Origin of the sequence: Propionivibrio soli, assembly GCF_025770765.1 — a bacterium.
Lineage (GTDB): Bacteria > Pseudomonadota > Gammaproteobacteria > Burkholderiales > Rhodocyclaceae > Propionivibrio > Propionivibrio soli.
On record NZ_JANZKY010000001.1, the window covers coordinates 305,112 to 329,284 of the forward strand.

A 24,173-nucleotide genomic window follows, 5' to 3' on the forward strand; every position below is an offset into this window, starting at 1 on the left:
GTTTTCTAAGCCTCATGGTAAGAGCTTTTTGACGGCGCTGCCAAGGACAACGCGGCCACCGGGAGCACAAAAAGAGAACGCTGCCGAAGCAGCGTTTTCAGGACCGAGCCGGTGGTACAGGCCGCGCCCGACAATCGATTCACATCAGGCGGGCGACAAGCCGAGCCGCACTCGCCGCCGCTGAGCAAACACCACGAACGCCAGCACGCCAAGCGTCGGTACGAATATCCACTCTGGGCGCGGCCGCTTGTTCTCAACTTCCAGGTCGGTGATCTTCTGTCCCTGTTGGAAGCCCGCCTTTTCCGCCTTGCTGCGGAACTTCACGGAAATCACATCGATCTGGCCGGCCATGGGGATGACCCGCAGCCCGAAACGGTCCAGCCGCTCAGCGGCTTTGCCGGGCTCGCCAAGCGGGATCAGCATGCCTTTCCGCACCGGATCGCCGTTCATGTCCTCGCCCTCGACCCACACCCGCAACTGTTCGTTGGCCGGTGCCTTCTCGATCGTTTGGATGAGGTCCGTCGCCGGAACCTTCGAGTACGGCGGATAGATCATGTCCATCCAGAAGTTGGGCCTAAACAGGCTGAACGCGATGAGCAGCAGGATCACGGTCTCGTACCATTTGCTACGCGTTATGAACCAGTTCTGCGAAGCGGCCACGAACAGCAGACTGGCGACAATCGCGAATACGACCACCAGCACAAGTTCGGGAATGCTGTTAATGCCGATCAGCAACAATTGCGTGTTGTAGATGAACATGAACGGCAGGACGCTCGTACGAATGCTGTACCAGAACGCCTGGAACCCCGTCACGAGCGGATCGGCCTTCGCGATCCCCGCGGCCGCATAGGCGGCCAGTCCGACCGGCGGCGTCACGTCGGCCATGATCCCGAAGTAGAAGACGAACATGTGCACGGCGATCAACGGCACGATCAGGCCGGCCTGCGCACCCAGTTCGACGACCACCGGCGCCATCAGCGAGGACACGATGATGTAGTTCGCCGTCGTCGGTACACCCATGCCGAGGATCAACGAGGCGACAGCCACCATGCACAGCATCGCAAACAGGTTGCCCGCCGAAATCAGCTCGACGACCTCGGCCAGCACGAGGCCGATACCGGTCAACGTCACCGTGCCGACGATGATGCCAGCGGTCGATGTCGCGATCGCGACGCCGATCATGTTCCGCGCCCCGGCGATCAATCCCGTCTTGAGATCCGCGAAGCCTTGTGCCAACTCGTCCTTCACGTCCTGTTTGCCGCGGAAGAAGGCCGCTAGCGGCCGCTGTGTCACGAGGATGAAAACGAGGAAGGTCGTTGCCCAAAATGCCGAAAGGGCCGGCGAGAGTTCCTCGATCATCAAGTTCCAGATCAACGCAACGACGGGCAAAAGGAAGTGAAGACCGCTCTTCAGCGTCGGCCCCGGGTCGGGGAGCTTCAGAATCGGCGCGTTCGGGTCATCCATATGCAACTCGGGATAGCGCGCTTCGAACTTGAGCAGGCCCAGATACGCAACGAGCATCAACACCGAGATGATGAAGATGGACGCATTGCCGGCCACATCCTTGATCCAACCCAGGCCGTAATAGACCACGTTGGCCAGAACGATTGCGCCGCTCACCGTCAACAGAATGTTGATGAGGCGCTGCTTCAACGGCGAAACCGTATCGCGCGGAATGCCATGAATCCCGGCTTTGCATGCCTCGAGGTGCACGATATAGAACAGCGCGATGTAGGACATGAGTGCCGGCAATGCCGCATGCTTGATGATCTGCGTGTAGGGGATGCCTACATACTCAACCATGAGGAACGCCGCGGCACCCATCACCGGCGGCATGATCTGCCCGTCAACCGACGCCGCCGTTTCTACCGCTGCAGCGATCTGCGGCTTGTAACCGACCCGCTTCATCAAGGGAATGGTGAAGGTTCCCACCGTTACCACGTTGGCGATCGAGCTGCCCGAGATCAAGCCGGTCAGGCCCGAGGAAACGACGGCGGCCTTCGCCGGCCCTCCCCGCATATGGCCAAGCACCGAAAGCGCCGACTTGATGAAGTAGTTCCCGGCCCCACCGGTATCGAGCAAGGCGCCAAACAGCACGAATAGAAAGACGAAACCCGACGAAACTCCGAGGGCAACGCCGAAGACGCCTTCGGTCGACAGCCATTGGTGCGACATACCCTTGGTGAACGACGCCCCCTTGTGCGCGATCATGTCCGGCATGTATGGACCGAGAAAAACGTAGGCGAGGAACAACGTCGCCATGACGGCCATCGGCAGACCGACCACCCGACGGGTCGCTTCAAGAAGAAGGGTCAGGCCCACGCACGCCACGGTGAGGTCCAACGCCGTCGGCTGCCCCGGCCGCGCCGCCAGATCGGCGTAGAAAATGAACAGATACGCCGCACAGAAGGCGGCGACGAGGCCGAGAACCCAGTCCTGAACCGGAATCCACTTGCGCGGAGAGCGTTGCAGCGGAGGAAACAGGAGGTACCCAAGAAATAGGGCGAATGCCAAGTGGATGGCGCGCGACTGAGTGTCGTTGAGCACGAATACGCCCAACGAGAACGGTAGCGGCGAGGCGATCCAAAGTTGGAATAGGGACCACGCCATCGCCGTGTACATGACAACCTTGGCCGCAAGGCCGCTCGGCCTTCGTCCGCCGGTGTCCGACTCAGCGACCATTTGCCGGATTTCTTCGTCGGAAACTGCCGGCGAGTTGATTTCGTTTTGAGTCACGCTGCTCCCCCGAGCTCAAGCAATTAAACGCAAGACGGCTCCTTCACGGAGCCGTCTCAATAGGCGCTATTGATTCGTCGAACCGCGACGGATCTACATCCAGCCCTTTTCCTTGTAATACTTCACCGCGCCCGGATGCAGCGGCGCCGTCATGCCGTTCTTGATCATGTCTTTCGGATCAAGATTGCCAAGCGCTGGATGCAGTTTCTTGAACTCCTCGAAGTTGTCGAAGACGGCGGAAACCATGGCGTAGACAACGTTATCCGGCACCTTGGCCGAAGTCACGAAGCTCGCCACGACGCCGAAAGTCTTCGTTGCTTCCGGGTTGTTCGGGTAGGTATTCGCCGGAATCGTGGCGTAGGCAAAGTACGGGTATTCCTTGACCAGTTTGTCCACCGCTGGACCGGTAATCGAAACGAGCTTGGCGCCGCAGGTCGTCGTCGGATCCTGGATGTTGGCCGCCGGGCTGGCGACAACGAAGGCAAACCCGTCGATCTTGTTGTCGCACAGGGCCGCACCATGCTCGTCCGGCTTCAACTCCGACGTCAGCGAAAAATCGCTCGTCTTCATTCCCATGCCGTTCATCAACATGTCGACCGTCGAGCGGGTCCCCGAGCCCGGGTTGCCTACGTTGAAGCGCTTACCCTTGAAGTCGGCAAAGGACTTCACGCCGGCCTCCTTGCGCGCCACGACAACCAGCGCTTCCGGGAAAACCGAGAAGACCGCGCGCAGGTCGGTATGCGGGCCACCTTCCTTGAACTGGGCCAATCCCTTCACCGCGTTGAATTCGACGTCGGACTGCGCCACGCCAAAGTCGAGCTCTCCGGCTTTGATCGTGTTGATGTTATAGACGGAAGCGGCGGTGCTCTCCACCGAGCAGCGAATACCGTGCTTGGCGCGTTCCTTGTTCATCAAGCGGCAGATGGCGCCGCCGGCCGCGTAGTAGACGCCGGTCACGCCGCCTGTACCGATCGTGACGAACTTCTGCTGGGCAACGGCGGCGGGACTACCGAACGTCGCACCAAGTGCCACCACGGCTACTGCAATAGCGGAAAGTCTTTTCATTGTGGATACCTCCAAGGATGGGCCAATAGTCAGAATGGGGGACCATGGACACAATCCCCCTCGTTTCCAAACCAACTTGTGATTCGGCGACCGGCGCAAGGCTGTCGCGTTGAACGAACGCAGAACAAGAATAGCGTAAAAGAAAGTCGAACGCGCGCGCTATGATCGGCTTTGTGCGATTTCGCTACGAGAGAGCTCGAGCATGCACGGGCGGGGTGCGCCCAATCGAGGACGACGCACCAAAAAGGATCAGTCGCGGGGTCAGTCGCCGCCCCGAATCCATCCTTTTTCCCGGTAGTAGCGCACGGCTCCATCGTGGAGCGGCACCGGGAGACCATGGCTGATCATGTCGATCGGTTCGAGGTGAGCGAACGCCGGGTGGAGTTTTTTGAACTCCTCGAAATGCTCGAACACGGCAGCCGCCAGATCGTGAACGACCTGCTCAGGAACGTTCGTCGAGCTCACCAACCCGGCCATGACGCCGAAGGTTCGTACCGGATCTGGATTGGACGGGTACATGCCGCCCGGAATGGTGGCGAAAACGAGGTACGGGTGCTTCACCACCAGCTTATCCACCTCCGGCCCCGTCACGGACACGAGCTTCGCTCCACACGAGTCCGCCGCGTCATGGATATTCGAAACCGGACTACCGACGACGTAGGCCAAGCCGTCGATCCTTCCCGCGCACAGCGCAGCGCCGTGTTCGTCCGGCTTGAACTCGGCCGCGAGGGCCAAATCCTTGATGTCCACCTTCAACGCTGTAAGAAGCATCTCCATGGTCGCACGGGTACCGGACCCGGGGCTGCCAAGGCTGACGCGTTTGCCGCGGAAGTCCTCGACCTTCCGGATGGCGGCTTCCTTGCGCGCGAGTATCGTCAACGGCTCAGGGTAAATCGAGAACACCGCCCGTAGTTCATCCGCTCGCTTTCCCTTGAACTGAGCGAGGCCGCGCGCCGCGTTGAACTGGATGTCCGATTGCACGATCGCGAATTCCAGTTCTCCCGCCTTGAGCGCCTTCACGTTGGCGATCGACCCTTCCGTGCTCTTCACCGCACATGGCCGCCCTTGGCCTTTGCCCTGCGACATTCTGTTGAGCAACTGGCAAATCGCGGTTCCGGTGGCGAAGTAGTTCCCCGTGACCGCGCCGGTACCAATCGTTACCGGCCCTCGCTCAGCCGCAGCAACCTGTACGGCCGCGAGGCCGCCCAAGAAAAGCACCCCCACCAAGCGGAACTTGTTCATCGTTGAAGCCTTCCACGCGAGTCCTGGAGACGACCGCGAAACGGAAAATCATGGCGTCCGAACTCGGGGCTAAGCCCTCTTCTGAAACGCTTCGAACACGCCATCGCCCGTCGACGAGAAAAAGTGAAGGATAGCGCAATCGGATTCCCGCGGGCTCATGCGAGCAATGATTAACAACCCGCGCTCGTCACTCCGGTAAGATGAGGGCGGCAAAGGCAGGAAATCAGTGAGGGCGAAATCCTCTCGCCTTGAACGACAGGAGATACCATGGAGAAAAGCGTCGCGGAACTGCGCGCGATGATTGCGCAGGGCAAATGGAGAAAGCCGACGTCGGGCCTTGCGCCTGGCTTCACGCAGGCGAACGTGGTCATCCTGCCGCGCATACACGCTTTCGATTTCCTTCTCTATTGCACGCGCAACGACCGGCCGTGCCCGGTCATCGACGTCTGCGAAGCCGGCGTGGTTGCGCCGCCGATTGCCGGCCCCGCGGCGGATATCCGTACGCAGGTGCCCCGTTACCGCATCTATCGGCACGGCGAACTCGAACGTGAGTGCGACGATATCCTGAGTGATTTCACCGACGACATGGTGACGTTTCTTCTCGGATGCAGTTTCACCTTCGAGCAGGATCTTCTCGATAACGGCGTCCCCGTTCGCCACATTGAACTCGACCGCAATGTCCCGATGTACGTCACCAACAGAGATTGCCGACCGGCCGGGATTTTTTCGGGGCCGCTCGTCGTCAGCATGCGGCCGATTCCGGAGCACTTGATCGCCAAGGCGTCGGAGGTCACCGGGAAGTACCGCAAAGCGCACGGAGCGCCGATCCACGCAGGCGATCCTGCCGCACTGGGAATTCGAGACATTACCAAACCGGACTTCGGCGACCCGCCCGAGATTCGCCCCGGCGAAGTACCGGTGTTCTGGGCTTGCGGCGTTACGCCGCAAATGGCATTGCAGAAAGCCCGTCCTGAACTTGTCATCACGCACGCGCCGGGATACATGTTCATTACCGATATCCGGAACGAAGATCTGGCGCGCCTGTGACCCGGGAAGAACAAACCGAGATCATCCACCGCCTCGAGGCTATCGCGCGCCGCGACCCGGGTAGGCGGGGCTTGGCGACGTTTGCCCCCGACGGACTCCTTCTGCCCGCCACGCTCGAATTGCTCGGCGCCGAACGCGTTGCTCTCGTGACGGGTTTTTGCGTGCGCGCGGCGATGATCGGCGAAACCGACGGACCGCCGGGAACGCTTGTTCTCGCCGACGCCCTGCGCCAGCTGGGCAAGGGCGTTCGCCTCGTCACCGACCGCTTCAGCGCGCCTCTTCTTGCCGCCGGAGCTCCGCTTTTTGGAGAAGCGTTTCCGCTATGCGTCCTCGACCTGGAACAGGAGCAGGCCGACCGCCAGATTGACGCCCTGCGCAATGAATTCGAACTGACCCACGTCGTAGCGATCGAGCGGCCGGGCCGCGCGGCGGATGGGCATCGTTACTCGATGCGCGGAGAAACGCTCGACGACATCGCGCCCGCCGCCGACCGTCTCCTGCGCCCGGACGCTCCTGATGCCCGGCTTCCTTACCGAACGATCGCGGTTGGGGACGGCGGCAACGAACTCGGCTTCGGTTCATTACGTTCGCAATTGAAGGATCGTGTCCTCCACGGCGACCTCATCTTCTGCACAACGGCGGCCGACCACCCGGTACCGGCCGGAATCTCGAATTGGGGCGCCACCGCGCTCGCGTCCGCGCTTTCGATCCTTGCGGGAAAAAAATTGATCCGCGATACCGATCATGATCGCAAGGTTCTCGAAACCATCGTCGAGACCGGCGCCGTAGACGGTGCCACCCGGAAGCAAGCGCTTTCGGTCGACGGACACAGTTGGAACGAGTACGCCGCTCCCCTCGCAGAGATGTACGGATTGGTCACGACTGCCCTCGGCTCCACAAACTAGAGACGCACCGCCCCACACCGGATAGCGGGTCAGTCAAAAACCAGCACGCAGGCGGCTCGATCTCATCAGTGTCGCCAATGGCCGAGCGGGGTCGGTGCCCGTCATTCAAGCAGGCTAGTGCTTCCAACATGGTCCACATCCCGCACCAATCAGGGGCACGAAGGAGCTAAAGCGTGGCAGCCGGGTTGCGTTCCTCAACGTGCTGGCGCAGCCACGAATGCGGCGCATACCTATTCAGCACAGACGTCCGCAAGGTGCTGGATGAATATCCGACGTTCCTTGGCCCGTTCGCGTCCCTTGCGCGGCATGGCTGCAGCTCAAATGAACGGCGGCGTGCTAACCGTTCTCTCCCGCCCGCCAAGATCGGAGCGTGGGCTCAACGGTAAGGAAATTGCTTACTCACCACGTCGGTCTAGAATCAAAAGACCGACATCGCGCGACCCGAGGGTAGCTGCAAAGCCGCTCCGAGGTTTGATCAACAGCCTAAAAAGCGGGACGCTTTCCTGCGCGGAGAAAAGCGCCCGCTCTGACACCAAGAACTTGGGGAAAACACCATGAAAACATCGCTTCGAATGAAACTCACCGCCGCCACAGTAGCGATCACGACGATCGTTACGGTGGCCATCACGGTTGGCAGTTATGTGCAGATGCGTAGCCAACTTATACATACCGGCATCCGTAACGAAGCGAGCGGTACCGCCGTCGGTGTCAGCGCACTGATTAAGGAATGGATCTCGACGCGCAAGGCGATCGTCACCGCCGGGGTACAGGCGGTTCAGACGGCGGATGATCCGCTGCCTGGCGTCGTGCAGACGGCGAAATCCGGCAAGTTCCAGGCGGCCTACCTCGGAACCCCGGACAAGAAGATGATTCAGGACCACGACATGCAGTTGCCCGCCGGGTATGACCCGACGCAACGCCCCTGGTACAAGGAGAACGTGAACGCCTCCGGGACGGTGATGACCGCCCCGTACATCGACCTGTCGACAAAGAAGCTGGTGATCTCTTTCGTCGCGCCGGCGACCAAGAATGGGACCTTTCTGGGCGTTCTGGGTACCGACGTATTGCTCGACGACATCGTCGCCAACGTGCTCGGCATCAAGCTCGTCGGAGACGGCTACGCCATGCTCATCGGTAAGGACGGGCAGGTTCTCGTGCATCGCGACGCTGCCCGGGTCACCAAGCCTGCTGGCGAACTCGCGCCCGAACTGAAACCGGAATCGTTGGCCGAGTACGCGAAGAGCGGCGACTTGCACGAAATTACGCTCGACAATACGAGCAAGTACATCTTCGTGCATGCCATCGAAGGCGCCGACCTCTTCCTCGTGCTCGCCGTAGACAAGAATGCCGCCTTGGCCCCCCTGAGCGCCCTGCTATGGCAAGCCGTCGTGGTCCTCGCCGTTATTCTCGCTGTCGTTATTCCGCTGACCGGTGCTCTCGTCGGTCGCATGTTGGCCAGCATTCGGCAGATCCACGACAAAATGGTGGAAATTGCCGGCGGTGGCGGCGACCTGACACGCAAGATCGAGATTGCGGGCAACGACGAAGTGGCAGAAACAGCCGAAGCGTTCAACCGCTTCCTTGAACAGATCCGCTCCATGTTTGTGCGCATCGACCAGGAATCCGTCCGCCTGACCGCCGGGGTGAAGGACATCCACGGGGCCGTCGAAACCTTGTCGAGCGATTCGCAACGGCTGGCCGAACTCACCGCCGAGAATGCCGCGGCGATCGAGGAAATCACCGTCAGCATCTCGCACATTGCCGACAATTCGCACGATGCCGACAGATTGGCGAAGGACACCGACAATCTATCGCTGGAATCGGTGTCGGCGATTCGTGATGTCGCCGGAGAAACGAGCCGGTCAGCGCAAGAAGTCGAGGAGTTGTCGGCGATGCTCGACGGTCTCAGCGTCCGCGCCCAAGAGATCAGCGGCATCATCCGCGTCATCAAGGAAATCGCCGATCAAACGAACTTGCTCGCGCTCAACGCGGCGATCGAAGCCGCTCGTGCCGGCGAGCAAGGCCGAGGTTTCGCGGTGGTCGCCGATGAGGTACGCAAGCTGGCGGAGCGCACCAGCCAAGCCACGGTGCAGATCACCGGAATGATCGAGGGAGTGGACGGCGAAACGCGCAAGGCGGTCGAGAGCATGCAAAGTACGCTGACCGCCGTGCGTAGCGGCGCACAGCATTCGAACGAAACGGCGGACAAGATCACCGCGATCCGCGAGAACATCAACGTGGTTACCGCCAAGATCGACGAGATTGCCTTGTCCACCAAGGAGCAGCACAGCGCGACGACGGCGATGGCCCAAGCGGCGGAAAAAATCACCAATCAGACGCTGCATTCGGACGCGGCCTTGCAACGCGCTGCTGAGGAGGTTCGTCGGCTCAACGAGTTGGCGTTGTCCTTGCGCGGCCTGTTCAGCAATTTCCGCCTCTAGGTGGAGTTTAGGCGCGCCTTGGCTTCACATTCCCTGGCGCGCCCTTACTTCAGGTATTGAAAGCAAGACGGTCCTAGATCGCGGCCACACCTTTTCGGGAAAGACGAACCGCCAGGAAGCAAGAACGATAATGGCGATATCGGCAACGCGCACCGTGCTGCGCGTCGAGGAGCAAGCCAGTCGCCCGCGCCTCCGAGTCGTCGCTCGACGCGAAACACGATGACAAGAGCTGGCGCGCAACAGAGTCGAGTCGCGCGCCAGCGAGGGGAATTTAGGCTGGGATTCAGTAAGCCCTTGTCGGGAGTGCAACCGCTACCGTCGTACGGCCGTCGATCCGCCCCACTTCATCACCTGCTTGGTCGAGCAGCACAATACGGTCGCCGTTGATGCTCAGCGTGGCAGCATCCGTTGCTTCGACCGGGAAATACTTACGCAACGAGAGCGTCTTCGCATCATGCAGCGACACGCCGTCATCGCCCAAAACCCAGAGCTGCCCCAAGTTGGCGTCCAACTGCAGATCACGAACGCTGGTACGACGAACACCGCGGGTCTGCGCAAACAGCACCGGAGCACCGTTGCCAAGGAAGTACGAGCGCACTTTCCCCATCCGGCCGTCGGCCACAAAAATGAGGTGTTTCTCGGACCATTCGGTCATTAGTTGCCGGGGAAGCCCGTCGTCGATCGGTTTGCATGCACTAAGGGCAAGCAAGACAAAGAGCGCTAGTAAGTATCGGCTGATATAGCGGTTGAGCATCATAACCTCCCTTCAGATCCCTAGACCTGATTGACTGTAACTGAACAATACCGGACAATTTTCACCGTCTCCATGTACAATTTTTGATTCGGATAGAGACACTGTACCGGCCAAGCGACCGACACAGTTCCGGCTTTCACGACGGGACACTCGCCATGCAACTCAGCCTGAACGCTCACTCCAGCCTGCCGCTCGTCGACCAGATCGTCGTCGGCGTACGCACACTGATCGACGACCGCATGCTACGCGCCGGGATGCGCCTTCCCCCCATTCGTCGTTTTGCGGAAAGCCACGAAGTCAGCCGCTTTACGGTAGTCGAGGCCTACGACCGACTGGTCGCCCTTGGCTACGTGCAATCGCGGCGCGGATCGGGGTTCTACGTCGCGCCGCGGACAAACGCGAGCCCGGTGGAACCTCGGCGGGGTGAGATTGAGCGCGCATTCGACAACGCCGGCGTGCTGTATCAGTGCCTGGACGGCGAAGCAACGAGGCTGAAGGTCGGTGCGGGATGGCTACCCACCGACTGGTTCGATGAAGCGGGGATACGGCGCAACATACGGACCCTTGTTCGCGCCGACGACAGCACGGTCGTCGGCTACGGAACCGCCCAAGGTTTCCGTCCCCTGCGTGAACAACTCCAGGTGATTCTGGGGGAGATGGGCATTGCGGCCGACCCGTCACAGATCGTGCTCACCACAGGCGCGACGCACGCACTCGATTTGCTCGCCCGTTACCTGCTGAAAGCAGGTGATTGCGCACTCGTCGACGACCCCGGGTATTGGAACCTGTTTTCCAACCTGCGGCTATATGGGATCAACCTCATTGGTGTACCGCGCACGCCGGACGGCCCGGATGTCATTGCGCTCGAAAAGTTGCTAAGCGAACACCGGCCGAAGGTCTTCTTCACACAGTCCGTTTTGCACAACCCGACGGCGTGCAACCTGACACCGGCGACCGCGTTCCGCCTTTTGCAGCTCGCGGAAAAGCACAACTTCATTATCGTCGAAGACGATATCTACGCCGAATTCCACCCCGGAACGACGACGCTGCTCGCCGAACTCGACCAGTTGCAGCGGGTGGTTTACGTCGGCAGCTTCTCGAAAACGCTGTCGGCCAGTCTGCGCGTCGGATACCTCGCCGCCAATCCGGACCTCGCCAACGAGTTGATGGATGTAAAGATCGTGAGTTGCCTTTCGACCTCGGAGTTCGCTGAGCACTTGGTCTATCTGATGCTTACCGAGGGCCACTACCGCAAATTTACCGAGCGGACGCGGGGACGACTTGCGGACGCGACATCCAAGACGCTACGCATGCTCGAACGTTCGGGCATGAAGGTGTACGCGGAACCGGAAGGCGGGATGTTCGTATGGGCAGAGGTGCCCGGAATTCCCGATTCGGTGCATTTGGCAGAACTCGCTTCGCAATCGGACATCATGCTCGCGCCCGGAAACATCTTCCGACCGCAAATGCAGCCCTCGCCGTGGATGCGTTTCAACGTAGCGCATGCGGCCGATCCGCGGCTCGAGCGCTTCTTCGGCGAAACATTGGGAAAAGACAAATACCGGGAAGCGCTGACGCGCAAGGAATCGCCGAGCGGGCGGAAGGCCGCTACCTCGATTCCTTGACGATGCGGCCCCACGCGGGCTGGGTCGGTCGGGCGTTGGGCGGGTAGAGGCGAGCGAAGATGCCGACCTGGTCGGCCGATATCGCCTGCGGCTTCTTCAGAACGATCCACAGAACGTCTTCATTGCACGGCGGTGTCGTCAGCGACCCCATAAAGGTGTAATAGCGTCGGTCATCGGGCAGCAAGCGCGTGGCGTCCACGCTCAGCGCCGGTGGCTGCACCTCGCCGCCCTTCTCCAGAGGCAGGTTGTTGAGCGCCGTCTGCACCACGGGATTTTCGCTGCCCGGTTCGAAGAGGACGGTGACGACCGCCAGTTTCCCATCGTCGGTCTTGTGCACGAGTTGCGCATCCATCTCGAACGTCTTGCCGGCAATGGTGATTTCGGCTGGGCGGTGGAATTGAATTCTCTGCAGTTCGTATTTCTTGCCGAGCAGGTTGAAGCCGCCTCCGTACACAGTCACGTGCAGGCCCCGGCCGTTATCCACCACACGGAAAGGAGCCGGCCGGTAATCGAACTGGATTGGTTCTAGATCAACGGCGATGCCATCGCGGACGTCGATCGGCGACTGGCGTCGTCCCGAGCCGCAGAGTGCGTAGTCGGACTTCAGGCGCGCCCAGTTCTCCGGTCCACCGGTACCGGCATAGGCCCAGGAAACGGCGGACGGAGGCACGACCGAACTCGCCGACGCGCGGCCCGCCCTCGGCTCGCCTCCCGCGAGAGCGATGCGCGCCCTTTCCGCGGCATGCGTCTGCTGCTGTTTCGCATCGCGAGCGACGGCCTGAGCGACGAGCGCTTCGTTGATCTTGCGGAGTTCAGATGCCGCCGCGTTGGCTTTTTCGATTGTCTTGTTCCCCGAGCCGGTCGGCGCCGCGAGTGCGATCGGCGGGCTGGGCGGGCTCGGTTGGCTGGGTGGGGCCTCAGGCGCTGCCGCGCTCGGGGACTTTTCCGGCGCGCTCACGCCGGCCACGCGGAGTCGGCACGCTTCACGTAGCAGACGGTCATCGGGTGTGCCGCTGCGCACCGGCATGTCGAACGGGCTGCGCACTTCTTCCTGGCGCAGGATTTCGCCCTCTTCCTTGAAATAGGTCCGCTTCAGGGTCGCATACGTTCGTTCGTTGCAGTCGTAGCGGCTCTCGACTTCAATAATCCGATATGAAGCCGAAGTCTTGGGATCGACGATCGGCTTTTCGAGGACAATCCGTCCCCGCGCGGTCGCCTGCCCGTCGGCACCTGCGACAACGGTTGCCCGGTCGATTTCAACGCGCCTGCCGGGTTCCGAGATGACGGTCTGCCACGCAGCATAAGCAAACATCGGCGCCGCGACGAGCGTGAAGGCGCCAAGCGCGCGACGCACTCTCCCCCGCCCATTCTTCTGCAGATTTGGTCTTCTTTGCTTCATCTTCTGTTTGACGGACACCGTGCCCAATACTTTAGCCGTATTTCCGTTCGAGGCCTCTGCCGGTGCGGGGAACGAGCCTTGCGCTACGCGGTCGATTACAGTAACTTGATCGCTCTCGTTAGGGGTGCTGCCCGCCGGGCAGCTGAGATAGTCCCTTTGAACCTGTACGGGTAATGCCGTCGTAGGGAAGCGAAACGCCGCACCGCTCATCGCGCCTCCTCGCCGTCTCTTGCCCGCATTGTCCTGTTTAACCGCCGCTCCGACCGGCGGGCTCACGCAAGGAAATGCCATGAACGCCACCGAAAAATTCGTCGCCGCCGACGCTCACGTCGACGCCGCCGCCGTCAAGCCGCTACCCAACTCGCGCAAGATCTACGTGCAAGGCAGCCGTCCCGACCTCCGCGTGCCGATGCGTGAGATTGCTCAGGCCGATACGCCGACGGGCTTCGGAGGCGAGAGAAATCCGCCCATCTACGTTTACGACTGCTCAGGCCCTTACTCCGATCCGGAGGCCAAGATTGATGTGCGCCACGGTCTGGCGGCTTTGCGCGCGGCCTGGATCGCCGAGCGCGGCGATACCGAGGAACTTGCCGACCTGACATCCGAGTACGGCCGTCAACGCGCCGCCGATAAATCGCTCGACGAACTGCGCTTCCCCGGGCTGCACCGCAAGCCCAGGCGTGCCAAGCCCGGTCGCAACGTCACGCAGTTGCACTACGCCCGTCAGGGCATCATCACACCGGAGATGGAATTCATCGCGATTCGCGAGAACAACAACCGGCGTGCCTATATCGAGTCGCTAAAAACGAGCGGCCCGCAGGGACTGCGCTTAGCGGAACTGATGGCGCGGCAGCACGCCGGTCAGAGCTTCGGCGCCAATATTCCGGAGGAGATCACACCCGAATTCGTGCGCAGTGAGGTGGCCCGCGGCCGCGCCGTCATTCCGGCCAACATCAATCACCCCGAAGCCGAGCCGATGATCATCGGCCGCAACTTTCTGACCAAGATCAACGCCAACATCGGCAACTCGGCACTCGGATCTTCCATTCAGGAGGAAGTCGAGAAAATGACCTGGTCGATCCGTTGGGGCGGCGACACGGTGATGGATCTCTCGACCGGCAAGAACATCCATGAGACGCGCGAATGGATCATCCGCAACAGCCCGGTGCCGATCGGAACCGTGCCGATCTATCAGGCGCTGGAAAAAGTGAACGGCAAGGCCGAGGAACTGACCTGGGAAATTTTCCGCGACACGCTGATCGAGCAGGCCGAGCAAGGTGTCGACTACTTCACCATCCATGCCGGCGTACTCTTGCGCTACGTGCCGATGACGGCCAGCCGACTGACCGGCATCGTCTCGCGCGGCGGCTCGATTATGGCCAAGTGGTGCCTCGCGCATCACAAGGAGAGCTTCCTGTACACGCACTTCGAAGAGATGTGTGAGATCATGAAAGCCTATGACGTCGGCTTCTCGCTTGGCGACGGCCTGCGCCCCGGTTCGATCTACGACGCCAACGACGAGGCGCAACTGAGCGAACTGGAAACGCTCGGCGAACTCACCGACATCGCCTGGAAGCACGACTGCCAGGTGTTCATCGAGGGGCCGGGCCATGTGCCGATGCACATGATCAAGGAGAACATGGACCTGCAATTGAAGTATTGCAAGGAAGCCCCGTTCTACACCCTCGGCCCGCTGACCACCGACATCGCCCCTGGCTACGACCACATCACCAGCGGCATCGGCGCCGCGATGATCGGCTGGTACGGCACCGCCATGCTCTGCTACGTCACACCCAAGGAACACCTCGGCTTGCCGGACAAGGACGACGTCAAGGAAGGGATCATCACTTACAAGCTTGCCGCCCATGCCGCCGATCTCGCCAAAGGCCACCCCGGCGCACAGATCCGCGACAACGCGATGAGCAAGGCGCGCTTCGAGTTCCGCTGGGAAGACCAGTTCAACATCGGTCTCGACCCGGACAAAGCACGGGATTTCCACGACGAGACGCTGCCCAAGGAATCGGCCAAGGTCGCCCACTTCTGCTCGATGTGCGGCCCGCACTTCTGTTCGATGAAGATCACGCAGGACGTGCGCGACTTCGCTGCACAACAGGGGCTCGACGAGAAGACGGCGCTGGAAAAAGGAATGGAGACGAAAGCCGTTGAGTTCGTGAAGAGCGGGGCGGAGGTTTATCGGAAGCTCTAGCGCACCTTATTTCGTGCCGTGACGGTTACCGAGGGAATCGGTAACCGTTTTCTTTTGGCGACCGACCGGCCGCCTCAAGGGTCGTGACATCCTCAGCGCACCTTCTTCAAGCGCATCAGCGTCTTCGATTCATTCACCCAGACGGCGGAAGCCGCCGCCGCCTGATCGCGGGCAATGTCGGCGTCGGTTTTCGGGGCTTCGTTCGGCATTCGGGCAACGTCATCCCAAATCCAGACATTGCAGTTTGGCTGGGTGCCGCAAGCGCGTTGAGCTGCCTCAACCCACGCATTCTCCGCGAGCGGAATCGGGCAATGCATGAGGACGACAGCCTCACTGCGGGTTTTCATGCTGCACACCGGTTCGGCAGCATGAATCCCGTCGCTCAATACGCCGCCTGCAAGCACGGTCATGAGACAGGCATACCGACCAATCCGCATCTGAAGTGCCTTCAAGATCGGTTCCACTTCACGGTTGATAAATCATGAGACGAAGACCGACGATGCCAGCCACGGTTCAATATGAGAGAGCAGAAAACAAGAGACAGGGCACTTCTTCGCCCTGTCTCATAAACCATCATCGCCGATTGCCGGCCGGCCAAGATCAGGCAGATCAGGCGCGCCGACGCTGCACCAACCCAAGCGCCGCCAAGCCAATGGCAACGAGAAGCAAGGTAGCAGGTTCAGGGATCGGAGTGGGTCCGACGGAAGCAATCACTTTTGCACGCAGCACCGGGGCCAGTGTGGCGTAGTCACTCACCGGGACGACAAAGCTTCCGCCCAGCGGATTGGGGATAGTCGTCGAATTGACGGGGAGAATGGTCACCGGACCCGGAAATGCGATCGCGGCCATGTTGTTCAGCGCAGAGTCACTCGACAACCCGGAGCCGATGGCCTCGATCGACATAGCGTCGATCCCGGCCGCGGCGGCGGCGACTGCAGCAGCAACGGCGGCGGCTTGCGGATCGACTCCGCCTGCCGTCGGCTGGCCATCGGTCGCCATGTTGATCAGCGAGGTAACGCCAGGGTTCGAGAAGAACGACGATCCGGTCATCAATGAACTCAACAGATTGATGGCCCCCGAGGTGTTCGTCGACCCGCCTGCTTTGGCATGGGAAGAGATCGCGCTCTGAATCGTAGACAGCGACGCGGCCGTGAGTACCGTCGGCGCAACGACGGTTGACGCCGTCGTACCGAATTTCACAACGGTGATCTCGATCGTCCCATCGGCAGGAATCGCGGCCAATGCAGCATTGAGACCGGACCGAAGAAGGTTGTAGCTTGTCGTGCCGACGCTCCCCGAACCGTCTAGGGCAAAACCGAGCTGGAACATCGGCGCCGCCCAGGCACCGAACGAGGTCGCCGTCACGGCGACGCAAACAATGAATCGGGCGAAGGCTCTGTTCAACGATTTGATCATCTCGTTCCCCTTGCATCAGGTGACAGGAGAAGCGACGTGGCGAGCGGGAGCTGTTTCGGCAAGGCTCCGACACGTCGGGCTTCGGAATACAACTTGAAGCATGTCCTGCACCAGATGTGCTAACGCGTTAATTAAACGTGCAAAGGGGAAAAAGCGAGTTGCCGTTTCCGACAGCAGTGTAAAAAAATCCGTCACCGCTGTACGAAAGGCCGACACGGCGAAAGGGACAAATCCCGGTCCTGTAGAAAAGCGCTGGCTCACTCCCGACAACAGGCAGCTAGAGCACCACTTGCGATCCGAGTTCGACTACCCGGTTGGACGGAATATGGAAAAAGGCGGTCATGCTCGTCGCGTTGCGGAACATCGTCGAGAAGAGCAGAACCCGCCAATACGCCATTTCCTTGCCGATGCGGGGTATTAGCGTCTCGCGGCCGAGGAAGAATGAAGTGTCCATCATGTCGAACTCGAGGCCGAAATGGGCGCAATGCGTCAGCGCTTCGGGAAGATCGGGCTCATCCTTGAACCCATATTGAACCGTCACCTGCCAGAAATCCCCACCGAGCGGCTTCACTTCGACGCGGTCGATTTCTGGCACGTAGGGAACGTCGAAAATCCGGATGGTCACGATCACCATGCGTTCGTGCAGCACCTTGTAGTGCTTGAGGCTGTGCAACATGGCGCGGGGGACGCCTTCGGGGCGACCGGTCAAAAAGACTGCAGTACCCGGGACACGAGTAGTGCCGCCCAACGATAGGCTCTGAATGAATGGCTCAAGCAGGATCGCATCCTGGCCGAGTTTCGCATGCATAACCTCGCGGCCTCGTTTCCAGGTCGTCAATACGATGAACACGACCGCGCCGAAAGCCAACGGAAACCATCCGCCATCGGCGATTTTGGTCGAGTTGGCGGAGAAGAAAGCGAGATCGATGATCACGAACGGCACGACGCATGGCAGGACCTTCAACAACGACCATTTCCAGTCGTTACGCGCGACAACAAACGCCAGGAGATTAGTGATAAGCATTGTCCCGGTCACGGCAATTCCATACGCCGCGGCGATATTGCTCGACGACCCGAAACCGATCACCGCCGCGATCACCGCGGCAAGCAGCAGCCAATTGATGGCCGGCAGGTAGATTTGTCCCATCTGGCTCTCGGAAGTGTGATGCACCTCGAAACGGGGCGAATAGCCGAGTTGCATTGCCTGAAGCGTGATCGAGAAGGCGCCCGAGATCACCGCCTGCGAGGCGATAACCGTCGCCGCGGTCGCAAGTACGACCATCGGGTAAAGGGCCCAGCTTGGCGCTAGAAGATAAAACGGATTCTCGATCGCCGCGGGATTGCTGAGCAGCAGCGCACCCTGTCCAAGATAGTTGATGAGCAGAGCGGGCAACACCATCCCAAACCAAGCGATCGTGATCGGCTTGCGGCCGAAGTGCCCCATGTCCGCGTAAAGCGCTTCCCCCCCCGTGATGACGAGAACGAGGGCACCGAGCGAGAAGAAGCCCAGGAGAGGATGGGCCGACAGGAATCCCACGGCCCAGGCGGGATTCAACGCGCGTAACACGCTCGGTTCAAGGATGATGGAACGCGCGCCGAGGACCGAAAGCGTAATGAACCAGACGATCATGATGGGACCGAAGAGCTTTCCGATGCTCGCGGTTCCGTTCCGCTGTATCACGAACAGGCCGACCAGTATCGCCAGCGCCAAGGGGATGACGAAGGGTTTGAGCGCCGGCGTGATGACCTCCAAACCTTCCACGGCGGAGAGTACTGAAATCGTCGGCGTAATCACGCCGTCGCCGTAAAAAAGAGCCGCGCCGAACAGACCCAGCAGCAGGATCAGCCGCCGCTTCGGCCCTTCGCCAACGCCCCGCAGCGCGAGCGTCATCAGCGACATGATGCCGCCTTCCCCCCGGTTGTCCGCGCGCATGATGAACGACACGTATTTACCGCTGATGACAAGCATAAGCGTCCAGAACACGAGAGAGAGAATCCCGAGGACGTTCTCCGGCGTTATCGGTACGGGGTGGTGCGGGCTGCCGAAGACTTCGCGCAACGCGTACAGGGGGCTCGTGCCGATGTCGCCGTAAACGACCCCTAGCGCGGCAAGCGTAAGCGTTTTGAAGTGCGTCCGGTCGGACGCATTTGTTATTTGGCTCATCAGAATTTCCGGAATGCGAGAAAGTAGGAAAGCCCTGTTCAGGGCTGGAAACGGTACCCCACGCCCGTTTCCGTAAGCAGGTATTTCGGCTGGGTCGGATCGTCTTCGAGTTTTTGCCGCAAGTGCCCGACGTAGACGCGCAGATAATGATTGCTCTCGACGCTCGAACCGCCCCATACCTCGCGCAATAGATGGCGCTGCGTCATTACCTTGCCAGCATTTGCGAGAAGAAGAGAGAGCAGCCGGTACTCGATCGGCGTCAGGTGCACCGGGCTGCCGGCACGGGTCACGAGCCGGCGCGAGAGATCCACTTCGACGTCGCCAAAGGCGACGATCGGCGAGGCATTCGCACGCCCCTGGCGTCTCAGGAGGGCACGGGTACGGGCGAGGAGTTCGCCGACGCCGAATGGCTTGGTGAGATAGTCGTCAGCCCCCAGGTCGAGCGCCTGGATTTTGTCCTTCTCCTGCACGCGCGCCGACAGCACAAGGATCGGCACGTCGGACCAATTGCGCACGTCGCGGATGAGGTCGATACCATTGCCGTCGGGCAAGCCGAGGTCAAGAATGATCAAGGCAGGATGACGGTCGGCGGCTTCGCGCACGCCCTCCACAAGCGTGCCGGCCTCGAAAACGGCGCAACCCTCGCCTTCGAGCGCAGCGCGCACGAAGCGGCGGATTTGCCGCTCGTCTTCGACGAGAACGACTGCAGGCGTTTCAACCATGGCTAGCGTCCATCTCGCCGGGGATGGGTTCTTCTTCGATCGTAGGCGGCTCCCCGAGCGGGAGCGTAAACGTTACACTGCCGCCCCCCTGCGGCCGGTTCGCCGCGGAGATCGTGCCGCCATGCGCCTCGACGATCGCGCGGCAGATCGCCAGGCCCAGCCCGACGCCCGGCTTGGCGGATTCGTGTTCTCCGCGCGCAAACATCTCGAACAGCGCTACGGTATCGCCGGCAAATCCGTCGCCGCTGTCGCTCACGCTGACCTCTGCGTTGCCGGCCTGTGCCCGCACGACAATTTCGATGGGCGTTCCCGGTGGCGAGTATTTGGCGGCGTTCTCTAGCAGGTTGCAGAAAACCCGCTCGATCAGGATGGCGTCGAACTCGACGAGCGGAAAATCGCTCGCCAGCGACACCTTGACCGGATGCTCGGCCAGCGCGCGGCCGAGCAGCTTGATGCTCGACCCGATGACCTCCTCGATCGGTTGCCACTCCTTCTGCAACGTCACATCGCCGGCATGCAGGCGCGCCATATCGAGGAGGTTAGCCACCAGTCCGTTGAGCCGCTCGGCCTGGTCGCGGATGGCCCCTGCCGTCTCTCGCTCATCGTCGGGAAGCTGAGGTCTACTCATTGCCAGAGAGTCCGCGAGCCCGACGAGGACGGTGAGCGGCGTACGCAGATCGTGCGATAGCGCGGAAAGGATGGAACTGCGTAGCCGCTCGGACACCATCTGCACTTGCGTACGTTGCGCCACATCGACGTAGTGCACCCGTTCGATGGCGATCGCGGCGAGCGAGGCGGCGGCCTGCAAACGCCCGTGCTCGTCTGGCAATGGCCGCCGGCTTCCGTCGGCGGGTGCTACGGCGAGAACGCCGCGCACGCGCATCGGCGCTCGCAACGGCAGATAGAGTGTGGCGAACCCAGGCGCCGCAAGGGGTGAGCACTCGACCGGCTCGCCTTTTTCGTACGCGACGAACGCTAACGTGGGCTCAACCGCCAGCCCTTTCGTGCCCGCCACTTCGACGGCCTTCAGATTCCCCTTCCCATCCGGCAGGAGCAATACGGCTTCGGCATTGAGGACGCGATGCAGATAGGAGCCGGTGATCTCCGCAATCTGTTCCACCATCAGCGCACCAGAAAGATCACGCGCCATTTCATACAAAGCGCCGGTGCGCAAAGCCTCGGTGGCCGATTCGTCCGCGCGTCGACGCAAGCCGGCGGTAAGCCGGCCGGTGACAATCGCCACGGCCAGCATCACGGCAAAGGTGACGACGTACTGTCCGTCATTGACCTCGAACGAAAAGCGAGGCGGGACAAAAAGGAAGTCGAACAAACCGACGCTGAGAAAAGCAGCGAGCAGTGCCGGCTCAAGCCCAAGACTGACTGCCACGGCGAGCACCGCGAGCAGGAACAGCATCACGATGTTCGCCGGGTCGAGACGACCGGCCATCGGGGTGGCCAGCAGGGCCGTCACCGTACAGATACACACAGCCAGCAGGTGTCGCTGCCAGGTAGGAAGGGCCAAAAGCCGGCCATTCTTGTGTGGGGGCAACGCACCGCCGCCCTTTTCGATGCTCATGGATCTCAAACTCGGAAGAACATGGGCGGAATTCTCCCGCGCCGGGCATAAAAAAGGTGTAAACGCCTCGCCGCGATGTTTCCTCACCGTCAAAACGTGGTTTTCCATGCGCGGAACAACGTCTGGTGTGACCTGTCCTAACGGTACCTGACGACAAGGAAAAACACATGGCAAACCCGCCGTTCAATACGCTGACCCGCCTCGACGCGCCCGGTGTCCCGCAGGTTTCCTTCCACTCGCTGCCTGAATTGGAACGGGCCGGAATCGGCAACATCACGCGCCTTCCCGTTTCCCTGCGCATCGTGCTCGAAGCGCTGGTACGCCATTGCGACGGCAAGCGTGTTACCGAACGCCACGTGCGCGAACTGGCCGCCTGGCAGCCGAACGCACCCCGCAACGAGGAGATCCCCTTTGTCGTCGCGCGTGTCGTGCTACAAGACTTGACTGGAGTCCCCCTGCTCTGTGACCTGGCGGCCATGCGGCAAGCCGCCAGCACCCGCGGCGTCGATCCCAAACGCATCGAGCCCCTGGTACCGGTCGATCTCGTTGTCGATCACTCGGTGCAGGTCGACACGTACGGAACGCCCGACGCACTGCAAAAGAACATGGCCATCGAGTTCGAGCGCAACCGCGAACGCTACCAGTTCATGAAGTGGGGCATGCAGGCGTTCGATACGTTCAAGGTCGTACCGCCGGGCATCGGCATCGTGCATCAGGTGAATCTCGAATACCTGTTCAACGGCCTACGCCGTCAGAATACGGAAGACGGCGAAGTCGTCTTCCCCGACACGCTGGTCGGCACCGACTCGCACACGACGATGATCAACGGCGTCGGCGTGGTCGGCTGGGGCGTCGGCGGCATCGAGGCGGAAGCCGCCATGCTCGGCCAGCCGGTTTACTTTCTCACCCCCGACGTCGTCGGCATGGAGCTGACCGGGCGGTTGAACGAAGGCGTGACGGCCACCGATCTCGTACTTACCGTGACCGAAATCCTGCGTCGAGAAAAGGTCGTCGGAACGTTCGTTGAGTTCTTCGGCGAAGGCGCGCGCACGCTTTCCGTCACCGACCGGGCGACGCTCGCCAATATGGCGCCTGAATACGGCGCGACGATGGGGTTCTTCCCGGTCGACGACAATACCGTCGCCTACATGCGCGGCACCGGCCGCAAAGAGGAAGAGTGCGCATTGCTCGAAGCCTATTTCAAGGCACAGGGCTTGTACGGGATTCCGCTCGCCGGCGAAGTGGACTATTCGCGCGTCGTACGCCTCGACCTGTCAAGCATCGTGCCCTCGCTTGCCGGTCCGAAACGGCCGCAGGACCGCATCCCGCTGCCCGAAATGGCGGGGACCTTCAACCGGCAACTGACCGCCCCGGAATCCGCCGACGGTTTCTCCCGGCCGGCGGAAACATTGGGCAAACGCTACCCGACCGACCGTGCCGGCGTCGATCTCGGCCACGGTGACGTGCTGATCGCCGCGATCACCTCGTGCACCAACACGAGCAATCCGGCGGTGATGATCGCTGCCGGATTGCTGGCAAAGAAGGCCGTGGCGAAGGGGTTGAAAGTCGCGCCGCACATCAAGACCTCGCTCGCCCCGGGGTCGCGCGTCGTCACCGATTATCTGGAAAAGGGCGGTCTGATCGGTCCGCTTGCCGAACTCGGCTTCGCGCTCGCGGGCTACGGCTGCACGACGTGCATCGGCAATGCGGGCGATCTCGACCCGGCGTTCAACAAGGCGATCGTCGATAATCAGCTCGTCGTCGCAGCAGTCCTGTCCGGTAACCGTAACTTCGAGGCGCGCATCCACCCGAACCTGCGCGCCAATTTCCTCGCCTCGCCGCCGCTGGTCGTCGCCTTTGCCATCGCCGGGCGTGCGAATATCGACCTGACGCACGAACCGCTCGGTAAGGGCCGCGATGGCGAACCGGTCTATCTGCGCGATGTCTGGCCGACCTCGGACGAAATCAATGCGGTGCTGCCGTTCGCTCTCGATCCGGCAACGTTCCGCGCGCGCTACGGCGACTTCACTACCGGGAACGATTTGTGGAACGCGATACCGGCGCCCATCGGCGACCTGTACGACTGGCCGCCCTCGACGTATATCGCCCGTCCGCCCTTTCTGGAAATGCCGGACCTCCCCCCGGGCGACATCCACAGCGCCCGCGCGCTACTCATCCTCGGCGACTCGGTCACCACCGACCACATTTCGCCCGCGGCCTCATTCGGCGAAACGACCCCCGCCGGTCAATGGCTGCTCTCGAAAGGCGTCAAGCGGCCGGACTTCAACTCCTACGGCTCGCGTCGCGGCAACCACGAAATCATGGTACGCGGCACCTTTGCCAACGTGCGCATCCGTAACCTGATGCTGCCGCCCGACGCTGAAGGACGGCGACCGCAAGGCGGCTTCACACTGCTCGACGGTCGGCAGACCACCATCTTCGACGCCGCCATGACCTATCAGGACCGCGGTATCCCGACGATCGTGTTCGCCGGCGAGGAATACGGCTCCGGGTCTTCGCGCGACTGGGCAGCGAAGGGCCCGCGTCTGCTTGGCGTGCGCGCCGTAGTTGCGCGCAGCTACGAACGTATCCACCGCGCGAACCTCGTTGGCATGGGCGTCCTGCCACTGCAGTTCATGGGCGACGATTCGGCGGTAACGCTCGGCCTTGCCGGCGACGAGCAATTCGACATCATTGGCATCGAGGAAACTCCGGCCGTGAAACAGACGTTGACGCTCGTCATTCGGCGTGCAAACGGCGAATGGGTCGAGCGGCCTGTCCTGTGCCGGATCGATACACCGATCGAGGTCGAGTATTTCCGGCATGGCGGCATCCTGCCGTACGTGCTCAACCAGTTGCTCGCCAAAGCGTGACG

At 61.3% G+C, this 24,173-nt stretch carries 16 protein-coding genes and 1 riboswitch; of the genes, 6 read left to right on the forward strand and 10 right to left on the reverse strand.

The features are described 5' to 3' along the window. Positions 1-144: 144 nt before the first annotated feature. The 3 genes from NZ453_RS01365 to NZ453_RS01375 form a co-directional block, all read right to left on the reverse strand. Positions 145-2,736: a TRAP transporter permease gene (locus NZ453_RS01365; RefSeq protein WP_263768475.1), complete on the reverse strand. Its 2,592-nt coding sequence runs from the start codon at positions 2,734-2,736 to the stop codon at positions 145-147. A 93-nt stretch (positions 2,737-2,829) separates the two neighbouring features. Continuing rightward, complete coding sequence (locus NZ453_RS01370; protein ID WP_263768476.1) at positions 2,830-3,801, reverse strand: TAXI family TRAP transporter solute-binding subunit; 972 nt, start codon at positions 3,799-3,801, stop codon at positions 2,830-2,832. A gap of 261 nt (positions 3,802-4,062) precedes the next feature. Next, positions 4,063-5,043: a TAXI family TRAP transporter solute-binding subunit gene (locus NZ453_RS01375; protein ID WP_263768477.1), complete on the reverse strand. Its 981-nt coding sequence runs from the start codon at positions 5,041-5,043 to the stop codon at positions 4,063-4,065. Between the two features lie 267 nt (positions 5,044-5,310). On the opposite strand from NZ453_RS01375, the gene NZ453_RS01380 reads away from it, so the two are divergent. From NZ453_RS01380 to NZ453_RS01390, 3 genes are all read left to right on the forward strand, one after another. Beyond that, a complete protein-coding gene (locus tag NZ453_RS01380) occupies positions 5,311-6,090 on the forward strand; it encodes a putative hydro-lyase (protein ID WP_263768478.1) in 780 nt (259 codons plus the stop codon). Beyond that, positions 6,087-6,995 carry a DUF4392 domain-containing protein gene (locus NZ453_RS01385; RefSeq protein ID WP_263768479.1) on the forward strand — a complete coding sequence of 303 codons (909 nt, stop codon included), beginning with the start codon at positions 6,087-6,089 and terminating at the stop codon, positions 6,993-6,995. The genes NZ453_RS01380 and NZ453_RS01385 overlap by 4 nt, the downstream gene beginning before the upstream one ends. A 554-nt stretch (positions 6,996-7,549) precedes the next feature. Further along, complete coding sequence (locus NZ453_RS01390; protein ID WP_263768480.1) at positions 7,550-9,436, forward strand: methyl-accepting chemotaxis protein; 1,887 nt, start codon at positions 7,550-7,552, stop codon at positions 9,434-9,436. 283 nt (positions 9,437-9,719) lie between these two features. On the opposite strand, the gene NZ453_RS01395 is transcribed toward NZ453_RS01390, so the two are convergent. After that, positions 9,720-10,193: a hypothetical protein gene (locus tag NZ453_RS01395; protein WP_263768481.1), complete on the reverse strand. Its 474-nt coding sequence runs from the start codon at positions 10,191-10,193 to the stop codon at positions 9,720-9,722. Between the two features lie 152 nt (positions 10,194-10,345). Between NZ453_RS01395 and NZ453_RS01400 the strand changes: the two genes are divergently transcribed. Beyond that, positions 10,346-11,815, forward strand: coding sequence for an aminotransferase-like domain-containing protein (locus tag NZ453_RS01400; protein ID WP_263768482.1), 1,470 nt, complete (start codon positions 10,346-10,348; stop codon positions 11,813-11,815). On the opposite strand, the gene NZ453_RS01405 is transcribed toward NZ453_RS01400, so the two are convergent. Further along, on the reverse strand, positions 11,799-13,169 hold the full coding sequence (locus tag NZ453_RS01405; RefSeq protein ID WP_263768483.1) for a carbonic anhydrase: 1,371 nt from the start codon (positions 13,167-13,169) through the stop codon (positions 11,799-11,801). The two genes, NZ453_RS01400 and NZ453_RS01405, sit on opposite strands and share 17 nt — an antisense overlap. A gap of 155 nt (positions 13,170-13,324) precedes the next feature. Beyond that, positions 13,325-13,419, forward strand: a riboswitch (TPP riboswitch). Positions 13,420-13,503: 84 nt separating this feature from the next. On the opposite strand from NZ453_RS01405, the gene thiC reads away from it, so the two are divergent. Then, positions 13,504-15,420 carry a phosphomethylpyrimidine synthase ThiC gene (thiC, locus tag NZ453_RS01410; RefSeq protein WP_263768484.1) on the forward strand — a complete coding sequence of 639 codons (1,917 nt, stop codon included), beginning with the start codon at positions 13,504-13,506 and terminating at the stop codon, positions 15,418-15,420. 92 nt (positions 15,421-15,512) lie between these two features. Here thiC and NZ453_RS01415 read toward each other — a convergent pair whose 3' ends face one another. From NZ453_RS01415 to NZ453_RS01435, 5 genes are all read right to left on the reverse strand, one after another. Then, on the reverse strand, positions 15,513-15,872 hold the full coding sequence (locus NZ453_RS01415; protein ID WP_263768485.1) for a hypothetical protein: 360 nt from the start codon (positions 15,870-15,872) through the stop codon (positions 15,513-15,515). A 157-nt stretch (positions 15,873-16,029) separates the two neighbouring features. After that, positions 16,030-16,836, reverse strand: a complete 807-nt coding sequence (locus NZ453_RS01420; protein ID WP_263768486.1) for a VWA domain-containing protein — start codon at positions 16,834-16,836, stop codon at positions 16,030-16,032. Between the two features lie 277 nt (positions 16,837-17,113). Continuing rightward, positions 17,114-19,000 (reverse strand): potassium transporter Kup, encoded by a 1,887-nt coding sequence (locus NZ453_RS01425; protein WP_263768487.1) that lies wholly within the window; start codon positions 18,998-19,000, stop codon positions 17,114-17,116. A 38-nt stretch (positions 19,001-19,038) separates the two neighbouring features. Further along, complete coding sequence (gene kdpE, locus NZ453_RS01430) at positions 19,039-19,722, reverse strand: two-component system response regulator KdpE (RefSeq protein ID WP_263768488.1); 684 nt, start codon at positions 19,720-19,722, stop codon at positions 19,039-19,041. Then, positions 19,715-21,298, reverse strand: a complete 1,584-nt coding sequence (locus tag NZ453_RS01435) for a DUF4118 domain-containing protein (RefSeq protein ID WP_263768489.1) — start codon at positions 21,296-21,298, stop codon at positions 19,715-19,717. The genes kdpE and NZ453_RS01435 overlap by 8 nt, the downstream gene beginning before the upstream one ends. A gap of 167 nt (positions 21,299-21,465) precedes the next feature. Here NZ453_RS01435 and acnA point away from each other — a divergent pair, with 167 nt between their 5' ends. Beyond that, positions 21,466-24,171: an aconitate hydratase AcnA gene (acnA, locus tag NZ453_RS01440; protein ID WP_263768490.1), complete on the forward strand. Its 2,706-nt coding sequence runs from the start codon at positions 21,466-21,468 to the stop codon at positions 24,169-24,171. Positions 24,172-24,173: the final 2 nt, after the last annotated feature.